Annotated in this window: 22 protein-coding genes; 17 read left to right on the top strand and 5 right to left on the bottom strand. The window is 69.3% G+C overall.

All coding sequences use genetic code 11. The annotated features are described in order from the left end of the window. The first annotated feature begins 36 nt into the window (after nt 1-36). The 11 genes from AC1RVY_RS16185 to AC1RVY_RS16135 all read left to right on the top strand — a co-directional run bounded on the left by AC1RVY_RS16185 (nt 37) and on the right by AC1RVY_RS16135 (nt 11,452). Nucleotides 37-393: a hypothetical protein gene (locus AC1RVY_RS16185; RefSeq protein WP_369642890.1), complete on the top strand. Its 357-nt coding sequence runs from the start codon at nt 37-39 to the stop codon at nt 391-393. After that, a complete protein-coding gene (locus tag AC1RVY_RS16180; protein ID WP_492807188.1) occupies nt 390-1,523 on the top strand; it encodes a hemin-degrading factor in 1,134 nt (377 codons plus the stop codon). Before AC1RVY_RS16185 ends, AC1RVY_RS16180 begins: the two co-directional genes overlap by 4 nt. Beyond that, the gene (locus AC1RVY_RS16175; RefSeq protein WP_492807187.1) at nt 1,513-2,397 is read left to right on the top strand and encodes a heme/hemin ABC transporter substrate-binding protein; all 885 of its coding nucleotides are present in this window, start codon (nt 1,513-1,515) and stop codon (nt 2,395-2,397) included. The genes AC1RVY_RS16180 and AC1RVY_RS16175 overlap by 11 nt, the downstream gene beginning before the upstream one ends. After that, complete coding sequence (locus AC1RVY_RS16170; protein WP_492807185.1) at nt 2,394-3,476, top strand: FecCD family ABC transporter permease; 1,083 nt, start codon at nt 2,394-2,396, stop codon at nt 3,474-3,476. Before AC1RVY_RS16175 ends, AC1RVY_RS16170 begins: the two co-directional genes overlap by 4 nt. Next, nucleotides 3,473-4,285 carry a heme ABC transporter ATP-binding protein gene (locus AC1RVY_RS16165; protein WP_492807184.1) on the top strand — a complete coding sequence of 271 codons (813 nt, stop codon included), beginning with the start codon at nt 3,473-3,475 and terminating at the stop codon, nt 4,283-4,285. The genes AC1RVY_RS16170 and AC1RVY_RS16165 overlap by 4 nt, the downstream gene beginning before the upstream one ends. 112 nt (nt 4,286-4,397) lie before the next feature. Beyond that, entirely contained in the window at nt 4,398-4,775 is a 378-nt protein-coding gene (locus AC1RVY_RS16160; protein ID WP_255594722.1) for a hypothetical protein, read from the top strand. 186 nt (nt 4,776-4,961) lie between these two features. Continuing rightward, entirely contained in the window at nt 4,962-6,176 is a 1,215-nt protein-coding gene (locus AC1RVY_RS16155; RefSeq protein ID WP_492807501.1) for a TolC family protein, read from the top strand. Nucleotides 6,177-6,213: 37 nt separating this feature from the next. Then, nucleotides 6,214-6,771 (top strand): hypothetical protein, encoded by a 558-nt coding sequence (locus AC1RVY_RS16150; protein WP_492807182.1) that lies wholly within the window; start codon nt 6,214-6,216, stop codon nt 6,769-6,771. Further along, nucleotides 6,768-7,889 (top strand): efflux RND transporter periplasmic adaptor subunit, encoded by a 1,122-nt coding sequence (locus tag AC1RVY_RS16145; RefSeq protein WP_369642883.1) that lies wholly within the window; start codon nt 6,768-6,770, stop codon nt 7,887-7,889. The genes AC1RVY_RS16150 and AC1RVY_RS16145 overlap by 4 nt, the downstream gene beginning before the upstream one ends. A 13-nt stretch (nt 7,890-7,902) precedes the next feature. Then, on the top strand, nt 7,903-11,022 hold the full coding sequence (locus tag AC1RVY_RS16140; RefSeq protein WP_492807180.1) for an efflux RND transporter permease subunit: 3,120 nt from the start codon (nt 7,903-7,905) through the stop codon (nt 11,020-11,022). A 40-nt stretch (nt 11,023-11,062) separates the two neighbouring features. Beyond that, entirely contained in the window at nt 11,063-11,452 is a 390-nt protein-coding gene (locus AC1RVY_RS16135) for a hypothetical protein (protein WP_492807179.1), read from the top strand. A gap of 80 nt (nt 11,453-11,532) precedes the next feature. Here AC1RVY_RS16135 and AC1RVY_RS16130 read toward each other — a convergent pair whose 3' ends face one another. Together AC1RVY_RS16130 and ppsR are read right to left on the bottom strand one after the other, a co-directional pair. After that, nucleotides 11,533-11,754, bottom strand: a complete 222-nt coding sequence (locus tag AC1RVY_RS16130) for a hypothetical protein (RefSeq protein ID WP_369642881.1) — start codon at nt 11,752-11,754, stop codon at nt 11,533-11,535. Nucleotides 11,755-11,973: 219 nt separating this feature from the next. Next, nucleotides 11,974-12,795: a posphoenolpyruvate synthetase regulatory kinase/phosphorylase PpsR gene (gene ppsR, locus AC1RVY_RS16125; protein WP_218295395.1), complete on the bottom strand. Its 822-nt coding sequence runs from the start codon at nt 12,793-12,795 to the stop codon at nt 11,974-11,976. Between the two features lie 196 nt (nt 12,796-12,991). Here ppsR and ppsA point away from each other — a divergent pair, with 196 nt between their 5' ends. From ppsA to AC1RVY_RS16105, 4 genes are all read left to right on the top strand, one after another. Continuing rightward, nucleotides 12,992-15,382 carry a phosphoenolpyruvate synthase gene (ppsA, locus tag AC1RVY_RS16120; protein ID WP_492807177.1) on the top strand — a complete coding sequence of 797 codons (2,391 nt, stop codon included), beginning with the start codon at nt 12,992-12,994 and terminating at the stop codon, nt 15,380-15,382. Nucleotides 15,383-15,577: 195 nt separating this feature from the next. After that, a complete protein-coding gene (locus AC1RVY_RS16115) occupies nt 15,578-15,910 on the top strand; it encodes a DUF4212 domain-containing protein (RefSeq protein WP_369642880.1) in 333 nt (110 codons plus the stop codon). A gap of 2 nt (nt 15,911-15,912) precedes the next feature. After that, nucleotides 15,913-18,003, top strand: coding sequence for a VC_2705 family sodium/solute symporter (locus AC1RVY_RS16110; protein ID WP_218295392.1), 2,091 nt, complete (start codon nt 15,913-15,915; stop codon nt 18,001-18,003). 189 nt (nt 18,004-18,192) lie between these two features. Continuing rightward, entirely contained in the window at nt 18,193-18,702 is a 510-nt protein-coding gene (locus AC1RVY_RS16105) for a hypothetical protein (RefSeq protein WP_218295391.1), read from the top strand. A 167-nt stretch (nt 18,703-18,869) separates the two neighbouring features. Here AC1RVY_RS16105 and AC1RVY_RS16100 read toward each other — a convergent pair whose 3' ends face one another. From AC1RVY_RS16100 to AC1RVY_RS16090, 3 genes are all read right to left on the bottom strand, one after another. Beyond that, nucleotides 18,870-19,229 carry an FKBP-type peptidyl-prolyl cis-trans isomerase gene (locus AC1RVY_RS16100; RefSeq protein ID WP_218295390.1) on the bottom strand — a complete coding sequence of 120 codons (360 nt, stop codon included), beginning with the start codon at nt 19,227-19,229 and terminating at the stop codon, nt 18,870-18,872. Nucleotides 19,230-19,361: 132 nt separating this feature from the next. Then, nucleotides 19,362-19,670 carry a winged helix-turn-helix transcriptional regulator gene (locus AC1RVY_RS16095; protein WP_218295389.1) on the bottom strand — a complete coding sequence of 103 codons (309 nt, stop codon included), beginning with the start codon at nt 19,668-19,670 and terminating at the stop codon, nt 19,362-19,364. A gap of 202 nt (nt 19,671-19,872) precedes the next feature. Further along, nucleotides 19,873-20,778, bottom strand: coding sequence for a LysR family transcriptional regulator (locus tag AC1RVY_RS16090; protein WP_218295388.1), 906 nt, complete (start codon nt 20,776-20,778; stop codon nt 19,873-19,875). A gap of 174 nt (nt 20,779-20,952) precedes the next feature. On the opposite strand from AC1RVY_RS16090, the gene AC1RVY_RS16085 reads away from it, so the two are divergent. Both AC1RVY_RS16085 and AC1RVY_RS16080 read left to right on the top strand, forming a co-directional pair. Beyond that, nucleotides 20,953-21,894 carry a hydroxymethylglutaryl-CoA lyase gene (locus AC1RVY_RS16085; RefSeq protein WP_492244247.1) on the top strand — a complete coding sequence of 314 codons (942 nt, stop codon included), beginning with the start codon at nt 20,953-20,955 and terminating at the stop codon, nt 21,892-21,894. 62 nt (nt 21,895-21,956) lie between these two features. Then, nucleotides 21,957-23,201, top strand: coding sequence for a CaiB/BaiF CoA transferase family protein (locus AC1RVY_RS16080; RefSeq protein ID WP_492807176.1), 1,245 nt, complete (start codon nt 21,957-21,959; stop codon nt 23,199-23,201). Nucleotides 23,202-23,240 lie beyond the last annotated feature (39 nt).

Here is a 23,240-nt window from a genome sequence, read left to right as displayed (position 1 = left end):
AACACGTTCCAAGGCCACCCATCAAGGAGAACACCCATGAGCCACGTTCCCGATCCTTCCAATGCCTCCGAGGCCAGCGCCCACTGCGACGAGGAGTACAGCCTGCCGTGCGCCGAGGCGCTGCTGGCCGGCACGCTCGCCCTGATGACGGGCTACGTGCAGGCCTGCTGCGACACCCACCGCGACGCCATGGGCCGCAAGATATCGGCCAACCTGCAGATGCTGGCCGACGCCGACGGCTTCACCGCTCACTTCCGCACGGTGGTCTGGAGCCTGCAGGGCCGTTGGGAACAGCAGTGCAAGGCGCGCCAGGACACCGCCGCCAGCGCCGCACTGGTGGCCGCAGAGCAGCGCCGCGTGTTGTGGCACACCGCGCCGGAGGCCGTGCAATGAGCCGCGCCGTGACGAACACCCCGGGCACTCCGGCCTCCGCGCCCCTGGCCGCACCCGACATTCGCGCGCAGTTCGCCACCGCACGTGCTGCCGGCAAGCGCGCCAAGGAGGCGGCCGAGAGCCTGGGGCTCTCGGAAGGCGCTGCGGTGGCGGCCCACGCGGGCGAGCACGGCCACCCGCTCAAGGCCGTGCCGCTGCAGGGTTCGTGGCTGGAGATGCTGCAGGCGCTCGAGGCCTGCGGCCCCTTGATGGCCCTCACGCGCAATGAAGGCGTGGTGCATGAGAAGACCGGCATTTACACCAACGTGTCGGCCACAGGCCCGGTGGGCATCGCGCTGGGCGAAGACATCGATCTGCGCCTGTTCTTCGCGCAGTGGCATGCTGGCTTTGCCGTGACCGAGCTGGCCAACGACCCCGCCAGGCCGCCGTTGCGCAGCCTGCAGTTCTACAACGCCAGCGGCCGCGCCGTGCACAAGATCTTTACCCGCGAAGCGACCGACCTGGCGGCGTTCGATGCGGTGGTGAACCGCTTCGCGCAGCCCAGCGCGGGCTATGTGTTCGGCAAGGCGCCCGCGCCGGAAGCGGTGCGGCCCGATGCCGACATCGACGCCGACGGTCTGCGCGAGGCCTGGGGTGCCATGCAGGACACACACGAGTTCTTCGGCCTGACCAGGAAATTCGGCGTGGAGCGTCAGCAGAGCTTTCGCCTGGTCGAAGGCCAGTTCGCGTGGCGCGCGGAACCGCAAGCGGTATCGCGCCTGCTGGACGAGGCCGCGGTGGACGGCCTGCCCATCATGGTGTTCGTGGGCAGCGGCGGTTGCATCCAGATCCACACCGGGCCGGTGCGCAACATAAAGCCGCTCGACACACCGCACGCCCAGTGGATCAACGTGCTGGACGCAGGCTTCAACCTGCACCTGCGCACCGACGTGGTGGCCAGCGTGTGGGTGGTGGAAAAGCCGACGGCCGATGGCGTCGTCACCTCCGTCGAGGCGTTCGACCACGCGGGCGAGCTGATGGCCATGTTCTTCGGTGCGCGCAAGCCCGGCAAGCCCGAGCTGCAGGGCTGGCGCGACCTGGTGGCGCGGCTGCCGCAGGCGCAGCAGGACGAGGTGGTCCATGCTGCGTGATGGCCTGACCGACGCGGCGCGCAGGCAGCTGCTGCGCGGCATGGCAGCGCTGCCGCTGCTGTCTGTGGTGGGCGCGGAGCGCGCAGTCGCGGCCAGCCCGGCGCGCATCGTCTCGCTGGGCGGTGCGTTGACCGAGGTGGTCTACCTGCTGGGCGCGCAAGGCCAGCTGGTGGGCACCGACACCACCAGCCTGTTCCCCGAGGCCGCGCTCAAGACCGCCAAGGTCGGCTACATGCGCCAGCTGTCGGCCGAGGGGCTGCTGTCCCTCAAGCCCGACGCCGTGGTGGGCACCACCGAAGCCGGCCCGCCCGTGGTGCTGGACCAGGTGCGCAGCGCCGGGGTGCGGGTGGAGCTGGTCAAGGCCGACCACACCTGGGACGAAGTGCAGCGCAAGGTGGCCACCGTGGGCCGCGTGGCCGGCCGCGAGCGCGCGGCCACGGCCCTGCAGGCGGACCTGGATGCGCAGTGGGCGGCGGTGCACAAGCTGGTGGCCGCGTCCGCGCGCCGCCCGCGCGCGATCTTCATCCTGTCGCACGGCGGCAGCCCCATGGTGGCGGGCACCGGCACGGCGGCCGATGCGCTGATCCGCTTTGCGGGCGGCACCAACGCCATCACGCAGTTCGCGGGCTACCGGCCGCTCACGGCCGAGGCCATGGCCAGCGCCGCGCCCGAGGTGCTGCTCAACAGCACGCAGGGCATCGAGGCGCTGGGCGGCGAGGCCGCGTTCTGGCAGCGGCCGGAACTGGCGCTCACGCCCGCTTTCCGCCACAAGGCCCTGGTGACGATGGAGGCCAGCCAGCTGCTGGGCTTTGGTCCGCGCCTGCCCGGGGCCGTGCGCGAGGTGCACACCCGCATGCAGGCGATCACGGCGTGAGCGGCCTGTCCGTGGCGCAGCCGGGTGCGCGCTGGACCGCGGGGCGCCTGTCGCCCCGCACCGCGCTGACCGTGGGCTCGGCACTGGTGGTGCTGGCCTTGGCCTGGGCCAGCACCCAGGGCGCGTACGCCATCGCGCCCGCCCAGCTGTGGCAGGTGCTGCTGCAGGCCGTGGGGCTGGCGCCTTCTGCCGAACAGGCACCGGAGTACCTGGTGTTCATCAACATCCGGCTGCCACGCCTGTTGATGGGCGTGGCGGCCGGGGCGGGCCTGGGGCTGGCGGGTGCGCTGATGCAGGGGCTGTTTCGCAACCCGCTGGCCGACCCCGGCCTGGTCGGCGTGAGCAGCGGCGCCGCGCTGGCTGCTGCGCTCACCATCGTGCTCGGCATGCACTGGCTGCCCGACATGCCGCGCACGCTGGGCAGTTGGTCGCTGGTGACCATGGCCTTTGGCGGTGGCCTGGTGGTCACGGCGCTGATCTATGGGCTGGCGCAAGCCGATGGCGCCACGCGCATGGGGCTGATGCTGCTGGCGGGCGTGGCGGTCAATGCGCTGGCGCTGGCGGGGCTGGGCTACCTCAACTTCATCTCCACCGACGAGCAACTGCGCAACATCCAGATGTGGCTGCTGGGCAGCCTGGGCGGAGCGCGCTGGAGCGCCGTGGCGCTGGTGGGCACCATCGTGGCGGTGGCCTGCGGCCTGGGCCTGGCGCTGGCGCGCCCGCTCAACGCGATTGCGCTGGGCGAGGCGCAGGCCGCGCTGCTGGGCGTGCCGGTGGAGCGCACCAAGCGCCTGGCGGTGCTGGTGACGGCGCTCGCCGTGGGGGCCGTCACGGCGGCCACCGGCATCATCGGCTTCATCGGCCTGGTGGCGCCGCACTGGGTGCGCCTGGTGGCCGGGCCGGATCACCGCGTGGTGCTGCCGGGATCGGCCCTGCTGGGCGCCGCGCTGGTGCTGGCGGCCGACGTCGTGGCGCGCACCATCGTCAAGCCGGCGGAGCTGCCGCTGGGCGTGCTCACCGCCTTCATCGGTGTGCCCTTGTTCCTGGCCATGCTGCGCCAATTCAGGAGCAAGGTATGAGAGCAGGCCCGCTCCATCCCGGCGATCCGCTGGTGTGCGATCAATTGGCGGTGGGCCTGCCCGGCCTGCCGCTGCTGGCGACCGTGCATGCGCGCCTGGCGCCTGGCCGCTTCACCGCCATCCTGGGGCCGAATGGCGCGGGCAAATCCACGCTGCTGTCCATGCTGTCGGGCCAGCGCGCGCCGCGCTCGGGCTCGGTCAGCCTGAGGGGCCGGGCGCTCACTGCGGTTGGTGCCTTGGAGCTGGCGCGCCTGCGCGCCGTGCTGCCGCAAGAGACGGCGGTGGCCTTCGACTTCACGGTGCAGGAGGTGGTGGAGATGGGCCGCTTTCCGCACCGCCAGTCGCCCAGCCGGAACGAGGCGCGCATCGCCCGCGATGCCATGGAGGCCACCGGCGTGGTCCACCTGGCGGCGCGCGGCGTGAACACCTTGTCGGGCGGCGAGCGGGCCCGCGCCCACCTGGCCCGGGCGCTGGCGCAGATCTGGGAGCCCCGGCCCGATGGCGCCACGCGCTGGCTGCTGCTCGACGAGCCCACCGCCGCGCTCGACCTGGCGCACCAGCACCAGGCCATGGCCCTGGTGCGCCGCTGGGCGGTGGAGCAGGGCATCGGCGTGGTGGCGGTGCTGCACGACCTGAACCTGGCGCTGCGCTATGCGCACGACGTGGTGCTGATGGGGGCCGGGCGCTGCGACGTGGGGCCCGTGGGGCAAACGCTGGACGCGGCGGCGATCGCGCGCGTGTGGGGTGTGGAGTGTTCCGAAGTGCGCGCCAGCGACGGCACGCCGCAGTTTCTCGTGGCGGCCGGATGAAGCCGACATGACGATTTGGTCATCTGCTCCCGTCTTGCCCTTGGTCGCATGGGGATATGCACGGTTGCGCATGCTGCACCGCGCCATCTTGTCACTAGAATGCGCGCACACCATGCGCCGCCTGCTCCTCGTCTTTTTGCTGCTGTTCATGCCGCTCCAGTCCATCTGGGCGGCTGCATCGCCGTATTGCGGGCACGAGGCAGCGCCGCAGGCATCGCACTTTGGCCACCATGTGCACGAGCACCGGGCCGATGTGCCGGCCGAGCCATCCCATGCCAGCGAAACTCAGGACCACAAGGCCCTGGCCACCACCGGCACGGCCGACATGGACTGCCATGCCTGCCACGGCGTGGGCAGCGGCATGGCGCTGAGCGCGGGTGCCCAGGCCATCGTGGTCTCGGTCGCCCGCCCTGTTTCCCAGGTGGCACCTGCCTGGGTGCATCCACCACTCTCGCGCCCCGAACGTCCCAACTGGTCCGTCCTCGCCTGAGCGGCGAGGCGGGGCACCGGGTAGCCCCTTCCTGACGATTCCACGCAGCTCTCGCGGGCGGCGGCGGCGCGTGCTTGTGCGCCGGACATCGTCGTGCCTTGCCGATTTCAACCCCGTGGCCCCCCGCCATTGCAGAGGAATCGGATGCAACGAACGAGAAGAACGAACCACACACCACGGCTGTGCATGGCGGCCGTGGTCCTGGGGTGGGCGCTGGCCGGCAGTGCTGCGCTGGCCCAGACGCCGGCACCACCGCTCACGCTCAAGGCCTTGTTCGACAGGGCCTGGGAGCGCCAGCCCGAGGCGCAGTCGGCCGCGCTGCGGCGCGAATCGGCACAGGCCGCACGCAGCGGTGCATCGTCCTGGACGGCCGAGCCCGCCGCGCTGGAGCTGCAGGCCAAGACCGACCGCCCCGGCAGCAACCAGGGCAACCGCGAAGTGGAGATGGGCGTGGCCCTGCCGCTGTGGCTGCCCGGCGAGCGCGCCCGCAAGGCCGCGCTGGGCGATGCCGAGATCAAGGCCGTGGAAAGCCGCCGCCTGGCCGCGCAGCTGCAATTGGCCGCAACCGTGCGCGAGGCCTGGTGGACCCTGCAGCGCGCGCAGGCAGAACTGGGCCTGGCGCAGGACCGGCTGCACAACGCGCAGCGCCTGGCGGCCGACGTGGCGCGGCGCTTCCAGGCCGGAGACATGTCGCGTGCCGACCAGGCCCAGGCCGATGGTGCCGTGGCCCAGGCCGAAGCCGCGGTGGCCGAGGCCACGGGCGCACGCGATGTGGCCCAGGCAGCCCTGGCGGCATGGGGCGGTAACGGGGTGCTGGCCGACGGTGCCGAGCCCGAGGCCGAAGCGCTGCCAGCAGCCGGCCTGCCCACCGACCACCCGGCGGTGGCGGACTGGAACGACCAGGCCGCGGTGGCGCGCCGCGCCGCCGACCTGGCCGCCGTGCAGACCCGTGCCAACCCCGAGCTGACCGTGGCCGCCACGCGCGGGCGCGAGCAGGCCGGCGAGCGCTATCTGCAAAGCTTCACGGTCGGCGTGCGCGTGCCCCTGGGCGGTGGGGACCGGGCGCGCGCCAAGGAGACAGCGGCCCGTGCCGACGCGCTGGACGCCGAGGTGCGCGCCCGCGCCGAGCAGGACCGCCTGGCCGCCGACCTGGCCGCGGCCACGGCCCGCGTGAAAGCCACGCAAGCCCAGCGCGACGCCATGGCCCGCCATGCGGCACTGGCCCGCGATACGCGCGGTTTCGTCGACAAGGCCTTCCGCCTGGGCGAAGCCGACTGGCCCACGCGCCTGCGCGTGGAGCTGGAAGCCGTGCAGGCCGAGCGCCAGCTGGCGCGTGCCCGCATCGATGCGGCGGCCGCCGTATCCACCCTGCGCCAGGCCCTGGGCCTGTTGCCGCAGTGAGCGCCCTATCCATCCCGACACCCTGTTTGTGATCACCATGCAACTCCTTTCTCTTCCTTCCGCGCTGGCCCTGGCCTTGGTGCTGGGCCTGGCGCCTTCGTGGGCACTGGCTGGCGATGGCCATGACCATGGCGAAGCCCCCGCCGCCGCAGCCGGCCCTGCGATACCGCGCTTTGCCGCCACCTCCGACCTGTTCGAGCTGGTGGGCGTGCTCGACGGGCAAAAACTGGCGCTCTACTTGGACCATGCGGGCGACAACAGCCCGGTCAGGGAGGCCCAGCTGGAGATCGACATCGCCGGCACGCGCGTGCCCGTGACCCGCGTGGCCGACGGCGAGTTCCAGGCCGCGCTGACCGCACCGCTGGCCGAGGGGGTGAGCCCCGTCACCGCCACCGTGGTGGCCGGCCAAGACACCGACCTGCTGGCCGGCGAGATCGACGTGCACGCCGCGGCCCAGGCCCACGCCGAGCCCACGGGCCGGCGCAACGCGCTGGTCGCCAGTGCCGTGGCCGCCGTGCTGGCAGCCCTGGCCCTGGCGTGGGGCCTGCGGCGTGGCCGCGCCGCGCGCGCCCAGCGCCTGGGAGGTGCAGCATGAAGCGCCTGACCTCTCTCCATTCCGTCGTGGCCCTGGCGATGGCCGCTGCGCTGTGCGCCCCGCTGGTGGCGCGTGCCGGTGAAGGCCATGACCATGGCGACGCGCCCGCGGCGGCCGACGGCAACGGCCCCAAACGCCAGCCCGATGGCAGCGTCTTCCTGCCCAAGCCTGCGCAGCGCCAACTGGGCGTGCGCACCCTGGTGGCCGCCGAGGGCCGGCACCCCAAGGCCTTCGAGCTGGCCGGCACGGTGGTCATGGACCCCAACGCTGGCGGCAAGGTGCAGGCCGCGCTGGCCGGCCGGCTGGAGGCCGGGCCCAAGGGCCTGCCCGGCGTGGGCCAGGCGGTGCGCAAGGGGGAGGTGCTGGCCTATGTGGTGCCCACGGCGGGCGCCATCGAGCGCTCCAACCAGTTGGCCCAGCAGGCCGAGTTGCGTGCTGCACGCGACCTGGCGGCACGCCGCGTGGCGCGTTTGAAGGACCTGTCAGACACCGTGCCGCGCAAGGACATCGAGGCGGCCGAGAGCGAGCTGCAAAGCGTCACCCAGCGCTTGGGCGCGGTGGGGGCGGGCCTTTCGACCCGCGATGCGCTGGTGGCGCCCGTCTCGGGTGTCATCGCCTCGGCCAACGCCGTGGCAGGGCAGGTGGTGGATGCGCGCGAACTGGTGTTCGAGGTGGTGGACCCCACGCGCCTGCGCGTCGAAGCCCTGGCTTACGACACGGCGCAGGCCCACAGCGTGGCCGGCGCCGCGCTGGCCGTGGGCGGGCAGCGCGTGCCGCTGCGTTTTCTGGGCGCGGCGCGCAGCCTGCGCGACCAGGCGCTGCCGCTGCAGTTTGCCGGCGACTCGGCCGTGCTCGGTACCTTGGCCCTGGGCCAGCCCGTGCGCGTATTCGTGCAATCCACCGAGCAGGCCGTTGGCGTGCAGGTGCCCGTGGCTTCGCTGCTGCGCAATCCCGCGAACCAGACCATCGTCTGGGTCAAGGAGTCGCCCGAGCGTTTCGTGCCGCGCGTCGTCACCTACGTGCCCCTCGACGGCACCTCGGTGGCCGTGACCTCGGGCCTCAAGGCCGGTGACCGCGTGGCCACGCAGGGCGCCACGCTGATCAACCAGGTCCGTTGAAGGAAACCACGCAATGTTCAAGTGGCTACTCGAAAGCAGCCTGGCCAACCGGCTGCTGGTGCTCATCGCGGCGGGCGTGCTGATGGCCTATGGCGCCTTCACGCTGTCGCGCACGCCGGTGGACGTGTTCCCCGATCTCAACAAGCCCACCGTCACACTGATGACCGAGGCCGGCGGCATGGCCGCCGAGGAGGTGGAGCAGCTCATCACCTTCCCGCTGGAGACGACCATGAACGGCCTGCCCGGCGTGGAGAGCGTGCGCTCCACCTCCAGCGCGGGCCTGTCCTTCATCTACGTCACCTTCGACTGGAGCACGGACATCTTCCGCGCGCGCCAGATGGTGTCCGAGCGCCTCTCGTCCATGGAGGAGGGGTTGCCCGCGGGCGTGACGCCGCGCATGGGGCCCATCAGCTCCATCATGGGCGAGATCATGCAGGTGGCGATCCCCATCGACGTGCAGCGCACCACGCCCATGGCCGTGCGCGAGTACGCCGACTGGGTGCTGCGCCCGCGCCTGCTGGCGATTGCCGGCGTGGCGCAGGTGATTCCCATCGGCGGCGAGGTGCGCCAGTTCCAGGTGCAGCCCAACACGGCGCGCATGGCCGAGCTGGGCATCACGCACGATCAGCTCACGGGGGCGCTCAAGGGCTTCTCGGCCAACACCTCGGGGGGCTTCCTGGAGCTCAACGGGCGCGAGTACTTGATCCGCCACCTGGGCCGCACCTCGCGCCTGGAGGATCTGCAGAACCTGGCGCTCACCGCAAAGAACGGCCAGCCCGTGCTGCTGCGCCAGGTGGCCGAGGTGACCTTCGCCGCCGCCCTCAAGCGCGGCGACGCGGGCTTCGAGGGCAAGCCGGCCGTGATCCTCGGCATCCAGAAGCAGCCCACGGCCGACACCATCGCGCTCACGCGCAGCATCGAGTCGGCGCTGGGTGATTTGAAGAAGTCGCTGCCCGCAGGCATGGAGGCGCCGCGCGTCACCTTCCGCCAGGCAAGCTTCATCGAGGCATCGGTCACCACCCTGCAGGGCAAGCTCATGGGCGCCTCGGTGTTCGTGGCGGTGATTTTGTTCGTGTTCCTGGGCACGCTGCGGCCCACGGTGATCGCGCTCACGGCCATCCCGGTGTCGATCTTCATCACGGCCCTGGTCTTCAAGTACTTCGGCCTGTCCATCAATACCATGACGCTGGGCGGCCTGGCCATTGCCATCGGTGGCCTGGTGGACGATGCGGTGGTGGACGTGGAGAACGTGCTGAGACGCCTGAAGATGGACCGCAGCAAACACCCCCACCACCGGCTGCACCCGCTGGAGGTGGTCAAGCTCGCATCGATGGAGGTGCGCTCGGGCATCCTCTACGCCACGGCCATCATCGTGCTGGTGTTCCTGCCGCTGTTCGCGCTGCCGGGCATCGAGGGGCGGTTGTTCGTGCCGCTGGGCATCGCGTTCATCGTCTCCACCGTGGCTTCGCTGCTGGTGTCGGTCACCGTCACGCCGGTGCTGGCCTTCTACCTGCTGCCGCGCATGAAGAACCTCGACCATGGCGATACCCGCGTGGTGGCTTGGCTCAAGGCGCGCTACCGCGGTGGGCTCACCCGGGTGCTGGCACGTCCGCGCATGGCCATGGCGGTGAGCGGGGTGGCGGTGGTCCTGTCGGTGGCGGCGGTGCCGTTCTTTCCGACGACCTTCTTGCCGCCGTTCAACGAGGGCACGCTGCTCATCGGCATGCGCCTGAACCCGGGCGTGACGCTCGCCGAGTCCACCGCCCTGGCCAGCCAGGCCGAGGTGCTGGTGCGCCAGGTGCCCGAGGTCACGCACGTGGGTCGGCGCAGTGGCCGGGCCGAGCTGGACGAGCATGCCGAGGGCGTGCACGTGAGCGAGCTCGATGTGGGTCTGCTGCCAGCGTCCGAGCTCACACGCAGCATGGCCGAGGTGCAGGCCGACATCCGCAGCCGGCTGGCGCAGATGCCGGCGGCGATCGCCATCGGCCAGCCGATCTCGCACCGCATCGACCACATGCTCTCGGGCGTGCGCTCGCAGATCGCGATCAAGCTCTTCGGCGAGGACCTGGATACCCTGCGCGGCCAGGCCGATGCGCTGCGCGGGCGCCTGGCCAGCATCGACGGCCTGGCCGACCTGGAGGTGGAAAAGCAGGTGCTGGCGCCGCAGATCACCGTGCGCGTGGACCACGCCGCCGCAGCCCAGTACGGCGTGCCCGCGGCCCAGGTGCTGGCCACGTTGCAGGGCCTGGTGGAGGGCGAAAAGGTGACGCAGATCGTGGAGGGCAGCCGCCGCTTTGCGTTGGTGGTGCGCTTGCCCGAGAGCGCGCGCTCGCTCGACGGCCTGGCGCAGATCATGATCGAGACGCCGCGCGGGCGGGTGCCGCTGTCGCGCCTGGCGAGCATCGAGGACGGCGACGGTCCCAACCAGATCAGCCGCGACGATGGCAAGCGCCGCATCGTGCTCTCGGCCAACGCGCAGGGCAGGGCGCTGTCTGACGTGGTGGCCGACATCCGCAAGGTGGTGGGCGATACGCGCCTGCCGGACGGCTACTTCATCACCCTGGGCGGCCAGTTCCAGGCGCAGGAAGAGGCCAGCCGCCTGGTGGGCATGCTCGCCATCGTCTCGCTGGTGCTGATGTTCGTGGTGCTGTACACGCGCTACCGCTCGGCCACGCTGTCGGCGCTGATCATGGCCAACATCCCGCTGGCGCTGGTGGGCGCCGTGCTGGGGCTGTGGATCTCGGGCCAACCGCTGTCGGTGGCGGCGCTGATCGGCTTCATCACGCTGGCGGGCATCTCGGTGCGCAACGGCATCCTGAAGGTGAGCCACTACCTGAACCTGATGCGCGTGGAAGGCGAGAACTTCGACACCGCGATGATCGTGCGCGGCTCGCTGGAGCGCCTGTCCCCTGTGCTCATGACCGCCCTGGTCACGGCCTTTGCGCTGGCGCCGCTGCTGCTGGAGGCCGAGCGCCCCGGCACCGAGATCCTGCACCCGGTGGCGGTGGTGATCTTCTCGGGCCTGATCAGCTCGACCCTGCTCGACACCTTCCTGACCCCGGCCCTGTTCTGGCTGTTCGGCCGCCGCGATGCCGAGCGCCTGCTGGACGACAAGAACGCCGAGGCGTTCTGACCCTGTTCCCTGTTCCCATCCTCCCTTTGAAAGGATCACCATGACAACGAAACATCTTCTCGCCACCCTGGCCCTCGCATTCTGTGGCACTGCCTTTGCGGCAGGCGACCACGCCTACGGGCACGAACACAAGCCGCTGCATGGCGGCATCGTCGTGGAAGCCAATGACATGGACTACGAACTCGTGGCCAAGCCCGACCTCCTCACGCTGCACCTGCGCGACCACGGCAAGCCCGCCCGGACCGAAGGAGTGAACGCCAAGCTCACGCTGCTGAACGGTACTGAAAAATCCGAGGCGATGCTGGTGCCGGCGGGAGAAGGCCGGCTGGAAGCCAAGGGCACGTTCAAGGTGGCCGCGGGCACCAAGGTGGTGGCGCTGGTGGCGCTGCCGGGCAAGAAGCCGGCGAATGTGCGGTTCGCGGTGAAGTAGGCGCGCGCTCATTCAGCGTGCTGCAGGCCGGCGGCATGACCCCGCCAGCTGCTGCGCGTGGATTCGCCCTCAGGGCCGGCCTACTTCCACTGACGTCCATCGCCGGTAGCGCACCCGTAGGGTGGCACGACCCGGGCAAAGCGTTCCTGCAGTTGCGCGCAGCCCTGGCGGTTCAGGGGCGCTGGCGCCCTGGAGTTCAGTTCGAGCCCCACTTCGTCGTAGGGCGAAGTGGCCTTGTGCACGTAGTCGTACCAACGTTTGCCGACGAACAGCACCACCATTGCGGCGGCTGCAAAAGACACCAGGGCACCAGGGCAACGTGAAGGATGCGGGATTTTGACGAGGCTCCGGGGGCGCGATGCCGCACAAAGCGATCCACGCGCAGGGGAGCGGTCGAGGTTAGTGCTCCCAATCGCTCACATATTAATAGCTATCAGATATTGCTGATCAAGCGCTAGAGCCTTTTTTAATCAAGCGACGGGGTGCGACGCGTTCGGCGCACACGCTCGGCGGTTCGCCCCTCAGTACACCAGCCGCTCCGGCCGGATCTCCTGCAGGATGGTCGTGGCGATCTCTTCGATGGACTTGGTGGTGGTGGACAACCACCGGATGCCCGCGCGGCGCATCATGGCCTCGGCTTCGGAGACTTCCATGCGGCAGTTCTCCAGGCTGGCGTAGCGGGAGTTGGGACGGCGCTCCGCGCGGATTTCGGCCAGGCGGTCGGGGCTGATGGTCAGGCCGAAGATCTTGCTGCGAAACGGCACCAGCGCGGGGGGCAACTGGCGGCGCTCGAAGTCTTCGGGGATCAGCGGGTAGTTGGCCGCCTTGAGGCCGCACTGCATGGCCAGATACAGGCTGGTCGGTGTCTTGCCGCTGCGGCTCACGCCCACCAGGATCACGTCGGCACCCGCCAGGTCACGGTTGCTCTGGCCGTCGTCGTGCGCCAGGCTGAAGTTGATGGCCTCGATGCGGTCGGTGTATTCCTTGCTGCGGCTCACGTCGCTGAAGCGGCCGACCCGGTGGTGCGACTTGATGCCCAGTTCTTCTTCCAGCGGGTGCACGAAGGTGCCGAACATGTCCAGCAGCATGCCCTTGCAGCCTTCCTGGATGACCTTGAGCACTTCCATGTTGACAAGGGTGGTGAAGACCACAGGCTTCTTTCCCTCGACCTCGCCCGTGTGGTTGATCTGCCGCACCGCCTGGTGGGCCTTGTCCACGGTGTCGATGAAGGGCAGGCGCACATGGCGCGGCTTCATCTCGAACTGCGCCAAAATGGCATTGCCGAAGGTTTCGGCGGTGATGCCGGTGCCGTCCGAGACGAAAAAAACGGTGCGCGTGTGCATGGAGCAGGGTGCCTTTCAGTACGTCAGCCTGCCGCCAGTGCCGCAGGCCTACAATTGTGACAATTATCCAAATTCTCACCATGCACTTCGTCGGCCCACAACCACAACGACAAAGCCGCTGCCCGTGCATGGCCGCTCGCCCATCGCTCCAAGGGGGCGGGCGCGCAGACCCGGTTTCAACTTCTGGAGCTTTCCCATGTCTGCACTTTTCAGCCCGACCGCCCTGGTCGTACCGTTTGAAAACCTGAGAATGACCGATGTCGAGGCCGTAGGCGGTAAAAACGCCTCCCTCGGCGAGATGATCTCCCAACTGCCCCAGGGCGTGCGGGTGCCCACAGGCTTTGCCACCACGGCGCACGCGTTTCGCCAGTTCCTGGCCCACGACGGCCTGGCCGACAAGATCAGCGCCAAGCTCAAGAGCCTGGACACCGAAGATGTGCGCGCCCTGGCCGCCGTCGGCGCCGAGATCCGTGCCATGGTCGAGGCCCAGCCTTTTCCGGCCGACCTGCAGCAAGCCATTGCCGAAGCATTCGCCACGCTGAGCGCCGGCAACCCCGCCGCCTCGTTCGCGGTGCGCTCGTCCGCCACGGCCGAAGACCTGCCGGACGCATCGTTTGCGGGCCAGCAGGAGACCTTCCTGAACGTGGTGGGCATCGACGACGTGCTGCACAAGATGAAGGAGGTGTTCGCCTCCCTGTACAACGACCGCGCCATCTCCTACCGCGTGCACAAGGGCTTCGAGCACGACGTCGTGGCCCTGTCGGCCGGGGTGCAGCGCATGGTGCGCTCCGACCTGGGCGCGGCCGGCGTGATGTTCACCATCGACACCGAGTCCGGTTTTGAAGACGTGGTGTTCATCACCAGCAGCTACGGCCTGGGCGAGACCGTGGTGCAAGGCGCCGTGAACCCCGACGAGTTCTACGTGCACAAGCCCATGCTTCGTGCCGGCAAGAAGGCCGTGATCCGCCGCAACCTGGGCAGCAAGCTCATCCAGATGGTGTTTTCCACGCCCCAGGAGAAGGCCGCCTCGGGCAAGCTGGTGAAGACCACCGACGTGCCCACCGAGCAGCGCAACCGCTATTCCCTGACCGATGCCGACGTGCAGCAGCTCGCCCAGTATGCGCTGGTCATCGAGCAGCACTATGGCCGCCCGATGGACATCGAATGGGGCAAGGACGGTACCGATGGCCAGCTCTACATCCTGCAGGCACGGCCCGAAACCGTCAAGAGCCAGTCCAAGGGCCAGGCCGAGATGCGCTACAAGCTCAAGGGCCAGGGCACCGTGCTGGCCGAGGGCCGCGCCATTGGCCAGAAGATCGGCACCGGCCCCGTGCGCCTGGTGCACAACATTGCCGAGATGGACAAGGTGCAGCCCGGCGACGTGCTCGTGACCGACATGACCGACCCCAACTGGGAACCCGTGATGAAGCGCGCCAGCGCCATCGTCACCAACCGGGGCGGCCGCACCTGCCACGCCGCCATCATCGCGCGCGAGCTGGGCATTCCGGCCGTGGTGGGCTGCGGTGACGCGACCGAACTGCTGAAAGATGGCACGCTGGTCACCGTGAGCTGCTCCGAGGGCGACACCGGCCGCATCTACGACGGCCTGCTCGAGACCGAGGTCACCGAGGTGCAGCGCGGCGAGATGCCCAGCATCCAAACCAAGATCATGATGAACGTGGGCAACCCCCAGCTGGCCTTCGATTTCTGCCAGCTGCCCAACGAGGGCGTGGGCCTGGCGCGCCTCGAGTTCATCATCAACAACAACATCGGTGTGCACCCCAAGGCCATCCTGGACTACCCGCAGATCGATGCCGACCTGAAGAAGGCCGTGGAGTCCGTGGCCCGGGGCCATGCCAGCCCGCGCGCCTTCTACGTGGACAAGGTGGCCGAAGGCGTGGCCACCATCGCTGCCGCCTTCTATCCCAAGCCGGTGATCGTGCGCCTGTCGGACTTCAAGTCCAACGAGTACAGGAAGCTCATCGGCGGCAGCCGCTACGAGCCCGAGGAAGAAAACCCGATGCTGGGCTTCCGCGGTGCGGCGCGCTACCTGAGCGCTGATTTCGGCGAAGCCTTCGCGATGGAGTGCGAGGCCCTGAAGCGCGTGCGCAACGACATGGGCCTGACCAACGTGCAGGTGATGGTGCCCTTCGTGCGCACGCTGGGCCAGGCCGAGCGCGTGACGCAGCTGCTGGCCCAGCACGGCCTGCAGCGCGGCAAGGACGACCTCAAGGTCATCATGATGTGCGAGGTGCCGAGCAACGCCATCCTGGCCGAGCGTTTCCTGGAGTTCTTCGACGGCTTCTCCATCGGCTCCAACGACCTGACCCAGCTCACCCTGGGCCTGGACCGCGACTCGGGGCTGGAACTGCTGGCGCACGACTTCGACGAGCGCGACCCCGCTGTGCAGCAGCTGATCCACCAGGCCATCAAGGCCTGCCTGGCACAGGGCAAGTACATCGGCATCTGCGGCCAGGGCCCCAGCGACCACCCGGACTTCGCCCAGTGGCTGGCCGCCGAGGGCATCTCGTCGATCTCGCTCAATCCCGACAGCGTGATCGCCACCTGGCAGCAACTGGCAGGCTGACGTGACGCGGCAACCCCCCGGGCGGCCGTGCCGCTTTCCCCTTCTCGCGCGCCACGCGCAGAAGGGGGTGCGCGCCCGGCGCGGCGGGGCGGCACTTGTGCGGGGGGGCCTGTTGTTCGACCTGCCCTCATTGCACGGGCCACGCGTGGCCCGCAGGGCCGTGGATCGCTGAGAGCCTGCGTGAACGACTCCGCCATGCCCCGTCGATCACCATCCGAGGCGGAAATGGCGGGCCCGTTCCCGCCCGATCTGCACGATGTGCGGCACCTGAAACTCAAGGCGGGCCTGCTGCTGCTGTGGGCGCTGGTGTCGTTTGGCGCCACCTACTTCGCCAGGGACCTGCAGTTGCTGGTGTTCGGCGCCTGGCCCCTGGGCTACTGGATCGCGGCACAGGGTGCGGTGCTGGTGTTCATCGGCATCGTGGTGGCCTATGGATGGGCCATGAACCGGTTCGAGCGCCAGGACGCTGAGCGCATTGCGGCCGCTGCGGCCGCATCCCTGGAAGACGCGGCCCGTCCTCCTGGCTGACCATGGCTGAGAACAATTCCTCCGGCGCAGACCGGGCCTACCTGTGGCGGCTGCACCGCATCCTGGCGCTGTATGTGGCGGGCGTGCTGGCCTTCCTGGCGCTGATGACCTGGGCGGAGCACCAGGGGCTCTCGCGCCACTGGATCGGCCCCATCTTCCTGTTCCTCACGGTGATGGTGTACGCGGGCATCGGCGTCTACGGCCGCACCACCGACCCGGAGGAATACTACGTGGCCGGCCGGCGCATTCCGCCCATGTACAACGGCATGGCGGCGGCGGCCGACTGGATGAGCGCCGCGTCGTTCATCAGCCTGTCGGGGGCGCTCTACCTGCAGGGCTTTTCCGGCACGCCGGGGCAGGCGGGGGGCCTCGCCTACCTGCTGGGCTGGACGGGCGGCTTCTGCCTCGTGGCGATGCTGATCGCGCCGCACCTGCGCGCCATGGGCCTGTACACCGTGCCCGATTTTTTCCACGTGCGTTTTGGCGGCCGGTGGCCGCGCGTGATCGCCGCGCTGGCCGCCGTGCTGTGCTCGTTCACCTACGTGGTGGCGCAGATCTACGGCGTGGGGCTGATCGCCTCGCGCCTGACCGGCGTGCAGTTCGAGATCGGCATCATGCTGGGACTGGGCGGCGTGCTGCTGTGCTCGTTCCTGGGCGGCATGCGCGCCATCACGTGGACGCAGGTGGCGCAGTACGTGGTGCTGCTGCTGGCCTTCCTGATCCCGGTGTCCTGGCTGGCCTACAAGCAGCTTGGCAACCCGCTGGCGCCGCTGGTCTATGGCGAGCAGATCAGCAAGATCGCCGATCTGGAGGCGCAACTGCTCGATTCGCCGGCGGAACACCAGGTGGTGCAGACCTACTTGCGGCGCGCCCAGGATTTCGAGGCCCGCCTGAGCGACGTGGAGGGTGCCCTGGAGCGCGAACGCGAGAAGGGGCGCGAGCGCATCCGCGCGCTGCGCACCCAGAACGCCGATGTGGGCCTGATCGTCACGGCCAGCCGCGAGCTGGCGGCCCTGCCGCGCGATGCCGCCGCGGCCCGCGAGCGCTGGACCCGCGAGATGCGCGAGAACTATGAGCGTGCCCGCCCCCTCGGTGGCCTACCCCTGCACAGCCAGGCCTATGTGGGCGACCCGAAGGGTACCCCCGAGGAGCAGCGCGACTACGAGCTGACGCGCCGCAACTTCCTGGCGCTCATGTTCTGCCTGATGGTGGGCACGGCGGGCCTGCCGCACCTGCTCACGCGCTACTACACCTCGCCCACGGTGTCGGCGGCGCGCGCCTCGGTGGCGTGGTCGCTGTTCTTCATCGCCTTGCTGTACCTGAGCGCCCCGGCGCTGGCGGTGCTGGTGAAGTTCGAGGTCATGCAGAACCTGGTGGGCAGCAGCTTCGAGGCCCTTCCCAACTGGATGGCCCAGTGGGCACGCGTGGACAGCTCGCTGCTGTCGGTGGAGGACGTGAACAGCGACGGCATCGTGCAGTTTGGCGAGATCCGGCTCGGGGCCGACCTCATCATGCTGGCCACGCCGGAGCTGGGGGGCCTGCCGTATGTGGTCTCCGGTCTGGTGGCCGCGGGTGGGCTGGCGGCGGCGCTGTCCACCGCCGACGGCCTGCTGCTCACCATCAGCAATGCGCTGGTGCGCGACCTGTATTTCCAGGACACCCAGCGCGAGGCATCGCCCGAGCAGCGTGTGATCCTGAGCAAGTTCGCGCTGCTGGCGGTGGCCTTGTCGGCGGCCTTTGTCGCGGCGCTCAAGCCGTCAGAGATCCTGCCCATGGTGTCGGCGTCGTTCTCCCTGGCCGCATCGGCTTTCGTGCCGGTGATGGTGCTGGGCATCTTCTGGCGCGGCACCACGCGGCAGGGCGCGGTGGCCGGCATGGTGGCGGGGCTGGGCGTGGCGGTGTACTACATGCTTTCGCATGTGTCGGCCATGCGCGCGCTGCCCAGCTGGATGCTGGCGGACGGGCTCTGGTTTGGCATCCAGCCCATCTCGGCCGGCGTGTTCGGCGTGCCGACGGGACTGGTGGTCGCCGTGGTGGTGAGCTGGGTGACGCGGCCCGCGCCCGCCTTGCCGCGCATCCGCTCCGAGATGTAGCGGCGCGGCGGGATTGCGGGTTGCGGCACGGGGCCAGGAGGGGCGCGCCCGCGTTCCGGCCAGCGCTGCCATGGTTATGCGTAAACCCCGATTTTCAATGGTGCACAAACGTGAGAATCTGGCCTGCAGGGGCTCGTGGGGTGGTGGGTGCCCCGCGTCAACCCGCCACCGTTCAGCTCAAGGAGGCTCATGGTTCTCGTCAAAACGCCGGCAGGGCAAGAAGCGCTCAAGGACCGGCACGGCAGTCTCAGTTCGCGCCAGCGTTCGGCCTTCATCCTGTTTGATGGCAAGCGCTCCACGGGCGAGATTCTGGCGGCCACCGCCGCCATGGGAATCACGCAGGACGACGTGCAGGCCATGATCGCCCAGGGGCTGCTGGCGCCGCTGGCGGGGCAGTCCCTGCCTGCCGCAATGGCCGCCAGCCAGCCAGCCCCCGTGGCCGAACCCGCGCCAGCGACGGACCTGGGCACGGTGGCATCGCCGCTGGAGGGCTCGGGGCGCACGCCGAAAGAGCGCTACCAGGCGGCCTACCCGATTGCCACCGAGCTGACCGCCGCCATGGGGCTGCGCGGGTTCCGGCTGAACCTGGCCGTGGAGGGAGCGGGCAGTTTCGAGGACCTGGCGGCGCTGGCACCGAAGATCCGCGAGGCCGTGGGCGACGCGAAGTTCGAGCGGCTGGACAAGGCGCTTTTTGATTGATGGGACACCCCGAGCCGCTCTGTGCCTTTCCTTTCTACGGCACGGCATCCTTGCGCGCGGGCCTGGCCTGGGCTGCGCCCGTGCCAGAGGTGGCGGGCCAGGCGTAAAAAAAGCGGCCCGAAGGCCGCTTTGGTGTCGTGTCGGATGCTGCCGCGCAGGCTGCGCGATCAGCGGCCGACCTTGAGCAGTTCCACATCGAACTTGAGCGTGGCGTTCGGAGGGATCACACCGCCCGCGCCGCGCGCGCCGTAGCCCAGGGCCGCGGGGATGATCAACGTGCGCTTGCCGCCGATCTTCATGCCCTGCACGCCTTCATCCCAGCCCTTGATGACCATGCCGCCGCCCAGCGAGAACTCGAAGGGGTCGTTGCGGTCGTGGCTGGAGTCGAACTTGGCGCCTTGCTCGCCGTTGTTGTAGAGCCAGCCGGTGTAGTGCACCGAAACGTTCTGGCCCTTGGTGGCTTCGGCGCCGTCGCCCACGGTGGTGTCTTCGTATTGCAGTCCGGATGCGGTGGTGGTCAGTGCCATGGATGAAATTCCTTGCTTGCTATTAAAAATATAGCTTCTAGCGCTTGTATGTCATGCGCTAGAAGCTAATTTGGCCCTGTATTTTAACGAGAAGCCCCTTGGCGGGGAACAGACGGGACCGCTGGCCTGTGGTCAGACCTTCTTGGCGCGGCCGGCCACCCAGCGGGTGGCGAAGGCCTGCACGTCCGACAGGCGCTTGAGCAGGTCGGCGCCGGAAGGAGTGACGGTGTAGCCGTCGCTGCCATGGTCCACGAAGCCGGCTTCGCGCAGTTCCTTGATGCGGGTGTTGAGCGTGTTGGGGGTGATGCCCCCCACGCTGTCCTGCAGCAGGCGGAAGGTCTGGGGGTGGCCGTCCTTCAGGGCCCAGAGCACGCGCAGTGCGTAACGGCATTCGAGCCGCTCGAACAACTGGTTGATGGCGGCATTTTCTTTGGAGCTCATGGACGCTTCTCCTCGCGCAAGTGTTGGATCAAGTTTTCATTCGGGTGGGCGAATGCCGGGCCCGCTGATGCGCTGAGACTATAGCGCGGAACCCATTTTGCTACAAGTTTAGTAGCTCAGAACGCACACCACGCATGCGCTACGCCCCAAAAATGACGTGTTACAACTCAAACTGTTGCGATGGGGCCACGGTTGGAGGCGGTCATTCCTGGCGGCCCAGCCCCGCCAGGTGGTGGACCAGCAACTGTGCGGCCGGGGTCAGCATCTGGGCGCTGCGGTAGCAGATGGCGAAGCGCCGCCGGGCCCAGGGATCGCTCAGCGGAATCACGCGCACCGGGGCGGTCTGGGCAAAGGGCAGGGCGACCTCGCGCGGCACGACGCTGATGGCCAGGTTGGCGCGCACCACCCGCAGGGCCGCGTCGAAGTTGGACACCAGCACCCGGTGCGCGAGCATTTTTCCCTCCACGGCCGCGGCGCGCGCCAGCAGCACCTGCACGGCGCTCAGCGCGGGCATGCTCACGAATTCATGGTCCAGCACGTCGGCGAACCGCACGCTGGCGTGCCGGGCCACGGGGTGCGAGGCATGTGCCACCACGGCGAGGTGGTCGTTGCGGTAGCCGCGCGTTTCCAGTCCGGAGAGGTCCGCCGCGTCCCAGCAGATGCCAATGGACGCGCTGCCGTCGCGGATGCCCTGCACCACGTCCGGGCTCACGCGTTCCTCCAGGCTCACCTGGATGTCGCGGTGCGCCGGGTCCTGCAGGAAGGCGGCCACATCGTCGGCCAGCGATTCGGCCATGACCGAGGCCGTGACCAGCATGCGCACGTGGCCCCGGATGCCGGTGGCATAGGCGGCCATGTCACGCTCGATCTGGCCCACGCTGGCGAGCATGGTGCGCGCGTGTTCCAGCAGCGTTTCCCCCGCCGGGGTAGGAATGACGCCGCGCCGCTTGCGCACCAGCAGGGCGGTGCCCACCGTGTCCTCCAGCTGGGCCAGCCGCTTGCTGATGGCCGAACCCACGATGGACTCCTGCTCGGCCACGCGCGCGATGCTGCGCTGCTCGCACACGGCGGCAAACAGGCGCAGGGTCTGCAGGTCGAGATCGCGCATGCAATTGCCTCCGCTTGAAAGACTGTGATGTTCCTTTTGGGAATCATATGGCTTCCGAGATGTATTTTCTGATTCTGTTGGGAATTTCTAGAATCTCCCACGGAACACCAACGAGCTGGAGACAACGCCGTGAACACCCCTTCTTTTTTCCCCGCGACCCGTCCCGCGCCCGGCATGGCGCCCGCGCGGGCCGTGGTGCGCGAAGTGGGCCTGCGCGACGGCCTGCAGAGCATCGCCACCGTGGTGTCCACCGCGCACAAGATCGACTGGCTCGACGCGGCCTATGCCGCGGGCCAGCGTGAGATCGAGGTCGGCTCCTTCGTGCCCGCCCGCCTGCTGCCCCAGCTGGCCGACACCGCCGAGGTGCTGGCCCATGCCAAGACCCTGCCGGGCCTGGTCGCCTCGGTGCTGGTGCCCAACTACAAAGGCGCCGAACGTGCGCTTGAATGCGGCGCCGACCTGATGGTGGTGCCCCTGTCCGCCAGCCATGCCCACAGCCTGGCCAACCTGCGCAAGACACCCGACGACGTGGTGGCCGAGGTGGCGCGCATCCGCGCGCTGCGCGACGCCAGCGGCAGCCGCTGCCTGATCGAAGGCGGCGTGGGTACGGCGTTTGGCTGCACCCTGCAGGGCGAGGTGGCCGAGAGCGAGGTGCTGCGCCTGATGCAGGCCCTGCTGGATGCCGGGGCCGACCATGTGAGCCTGGCCGACACCGTGGGCTATGCCGACCCGGCCTCGGTGGCCCGCCTGTTCGAGAAGGCCCGCGCGCTGGTGGGAGACCGGCTGGCCTGCGCGCACTTTCACGACACGCGCGGCATGGGCCTGGCCAACGTCTACGCGGCCTGGCAGACCGGCATCACCCGCTTTGATGCCTGCCTGGCCGGCATCGGCGGCTGCCCGCACGCGCCGGGCGCCAGCGGCAATGTCACCACCGAAGACCTTGTGTTCATGCTGGAACGCATGGGCGTCGCAACCGGCATCGACGTGGACGCGCTGCTGGCGCTGCGCGAGCGTGTGGCGGGCTGGCTGGCCGGGGAGACCCTGCACGGCACGCTGTGGCAGGCCGGGGTACCGCGCACCGGCGCAGGGACCGTCTCCCTCGCCGCCATCCACTGAGCTCGCCACGAGCTCAACATTGAGCCACCGCCGCGCGCCCTTCCATCCCGTATCGTCGCCCCATGACATCCCACACCGATTCTTCTTCCTCCCCGCTCGCGCCACCCGGCACCTCTGCCCCCCGTGCACTGCCCCTGCAGGGCCTGCGCGTGGTGGAGTTCACCCACATGGTCATGGGCCCCACCTGCGGCATGGTGCTGGCGGACCTCGGGGCCGAGGTCATCAAGGTCGAGCCCGTGGACGGCGACCGCACGCGCCACCTGCTGGGCGCCGGCGCGGGCTTCTTCCCCATGTTCAACCGCAACAAGAAGAGCATCGCGCTGGACCTGCGCAGCCCCGAGGGCCTGGAGGTCGCGCGCAAGCTGGCCGCCTCGGCCGACGTGGTGGCGCAGAACTTCAAGCCGGGCGTGATGGCGAAATACGGGCTGGACCACGCGGCCCTGAGCCCGCTGAACCCGCGCCTGATCTACGTGAATCACACCGGTTTCTTGCCGGGCCCGTATGAGCACCGCACGGCGCTCGACGAGGTGGTGCAGATGATGGGCGGCCTAGCCTACATGACCGGCCGGCCCGGCGACCCGCTGCGCGCGGGCACCAGCGTGAACGACATCATGGGCGGCATGTTCGGCGCCATCGGTGCCATGGCGGCGCTGATGCAGCGCGGCATCACCGGGCGGGGGCAGGAGGTGGATTCGGCGCTGTTCGAGAACAACGTCTTCCTGGTCGGCCAGCACATGATGCAGTACGCCGTCACCGGCCAGCCGGCCGCGCCCATGCCGGACCGCATCTCGTCCTGGGCGCTGTACGACGTGTTCAGCGTGAAGGATGGCGAGCAGATTTTCCTGGCCGCCGTCAGCGATGCGCAATGGATCACCTTTTGCGACGCCATGGGGTTCGCCGACCTCAAGGCCCACCCGCAACTGGCCACGAACAACGACCGGGTGCGCGCCCGTGCCACGCTGATGCCCGACCTGCGCCAGCGCCTGGCCACTTACAGCGCCGCCGAGCTGGCGGCCATCTTTGAAAAGCACGGCCTGCCGTTCGCACCCATTTCGCGGCCCGAGCAGCTCTTTGACGACCCGCACCTCAACGCCACGGGCGGCCTGGCCGACATCACCCTGCCCGATGGCGAGCGGGCGGGGCAGACCGCCCGCACCACGCTGTGCCCGCTGCGCATGGACGGCCAGCGCCTGGGCGTGCGGCTGCAGCCGCCCGTGCTGGGCCAGCACACCGGCGCGCTCATGCAGGAACTGGGCTACACCCCCGCGCAGATCCAGGCGCTGCAGGACAGGCACGCCGTGGCTTGAGCAATGCGCCCGCTGGGGCGCGTGCACCCGCCGGGCGAT

The organism is Acidovorax sp. GW821-FHT11A03, from assembly GCF_058809075.1.
Note: the sequence above shows the minus strand (reverse complement) of the source record. Positions and strands in the feature narration are given on the sequence as shown.

What these genes read in the sequence shown, in the direction of transcription:
- AC1RVY_RS16160 (WP_255594722.1), top strand. Translation starts at nt 4,398, where the DNA reads ATGCGCCGCCTGCTCCTCGTCTTTTTGCTGCTGTTCATGCCGCTCCAG.
- AC1RVY_RS16095 (WP_218295389.1), bottom strand. Translation starts at nt 19,670, where the DNA reads ATGAGCTCCAAAGAAAATGCCGCCATCAACCAGTTGTTCGAGCGGCTC.
- AC1RVY_RS16105 (WP_218295391.1), top strand. Translation starts at nt 18,193, where the DNA reads ATGGTTCTCGTCAAAACGCCGGCAGGGCAAGAAGCGCTCAAGGACCGG.
- AC1RVY_RS16155 (WP_492807501.1), top strand. Translation starts at nt 4,962, where the DNA reads ATGGCGGCCGTGGTCCTGGGGTGGGCGCTGGCCGGCAGTGCTGCGCTG.
- AC1RVY_RS16080 (WP_492807176.1), top strand. Translation starts at nt 21,957, where the DNA reads ATGACATCCCACACCGATTCTTCTTCCTCCCCGCTCGCGCCACCCGGC.
- AC1RVY_RS16180 (WP_492807188.1), top strand. Translation starts at nt 390, where the DNA reads ATGAGCCGCGCCGTGACGAACACCCCGGGCACTCCGGCCTCCGCGCCC.
- AC1RVY_RS16150 (WP_492807182.1), top strand. Translation starts at nt 6,214, where the DNA reads ATGCAACTCCTTTCTCTTCCTTCCGCGCTGGCCCTGGCCTTGGTGCTG.
- AC1RVY_RS16090 (WP_218295388.1), bottom strand. Translation starts at nt 20,778, where the DNA reads ATGCGCGATCTCGACCTGCAGACCCTGCGCCTGTTTGCCGCCGTGTGC.
- AC1RVY_RS16100 (WP_218295390.1), bottom strand. Translation starts at nt 19,229, where the DNA reads ATGGCACTGACCACCACCGCATCCGGACTGCAATACGAAGACACCACC.
- AC1RVY_RS16145 (WP_369642883.1), top strand. Translation starts at nt 6,768, where the DNA reads ATGAAGCGCCTGACCTCTCTCCATTCCGTCGTGGCCCTGGCGATGGCC.
- AC1RVY_RS16140 (WP_492807180.1), top strand. Translation starts at nt 7,903, where the DNA reads ATGTTCAAGTGGCTACTCGAAAGCAGCCTGGCCAACCGGCTGCTGGTG.
- ppsR (WP_218295395.1), bottom strand. Translation starts at nt 12,795, where the DNA reads ATGCACACGCGCACCGTTTTTTTCGTCTCGGACGGCACCGGCATCACC.
- AC1RVY_RS16165 (WP_492807184.1), top strand. Translation starts at nt 3,473, where the DNA reads ATGAGAGCAGGCCCGCTCCATCCCGGCGATCCGCTGGTGTGCGATCAA.
- ppsA (WP_492807177.1), top strand. Translation starts at nt 12,992, where the DNA reads ATGTCTGCACTTTTCAGCCCGACCGCCCTGGTCGTACCGTTTGAAAAC.
- AC1RVY_RS16110 (WP_218295392.1), top strand. Translation starts at nt 15,913, where the DNA reads ATGGCTGAGAACAATTCCTCCGGCGCAGACCGGGCCTACCTGTGGCGG.
- AC1RVY_RS16085 (WP_492244247.1), top strand. Translation starts at nt 20,953, where the DNA reads ATGGCGCCCGCGCGGGCCGTGGTGCGCGAAGTGGGCCTGCGCGACGGC.
- AC1RVY_RS16175 (WP_492807187.1), top strand. Translation starts at nt 1,513, where the DNA reads ATGCTGCGTGATGGCCTGACCGACGCGGCGCGCAGGCAGCTGCTGCGC.
- AC1RVY_RS16115 (WP_369642880.1), top strand. Translation starts at nt 15,578, where the DNA reads ATGCCCCGTCGATCACCATCCGAGGCGGAAATGGCGGGCCCGTTCCCG.
- AC1RVY_RS16135 (WP_492807179.1), top strand. Translation starts at nt 11,063, where the DNA reads ATGACAACGAAACATCTTCTCGCCACCCTGGCCCTCGCATTCTGTGGC.
- AC1RVY_RS16185 (WP_369642890.1), top strand. Translation starts at nt 37, where the DNA reads ATGAGCCACGTTCCCGATCCTTCCAATGCCTCCGAGGCCAGCGCCCAC.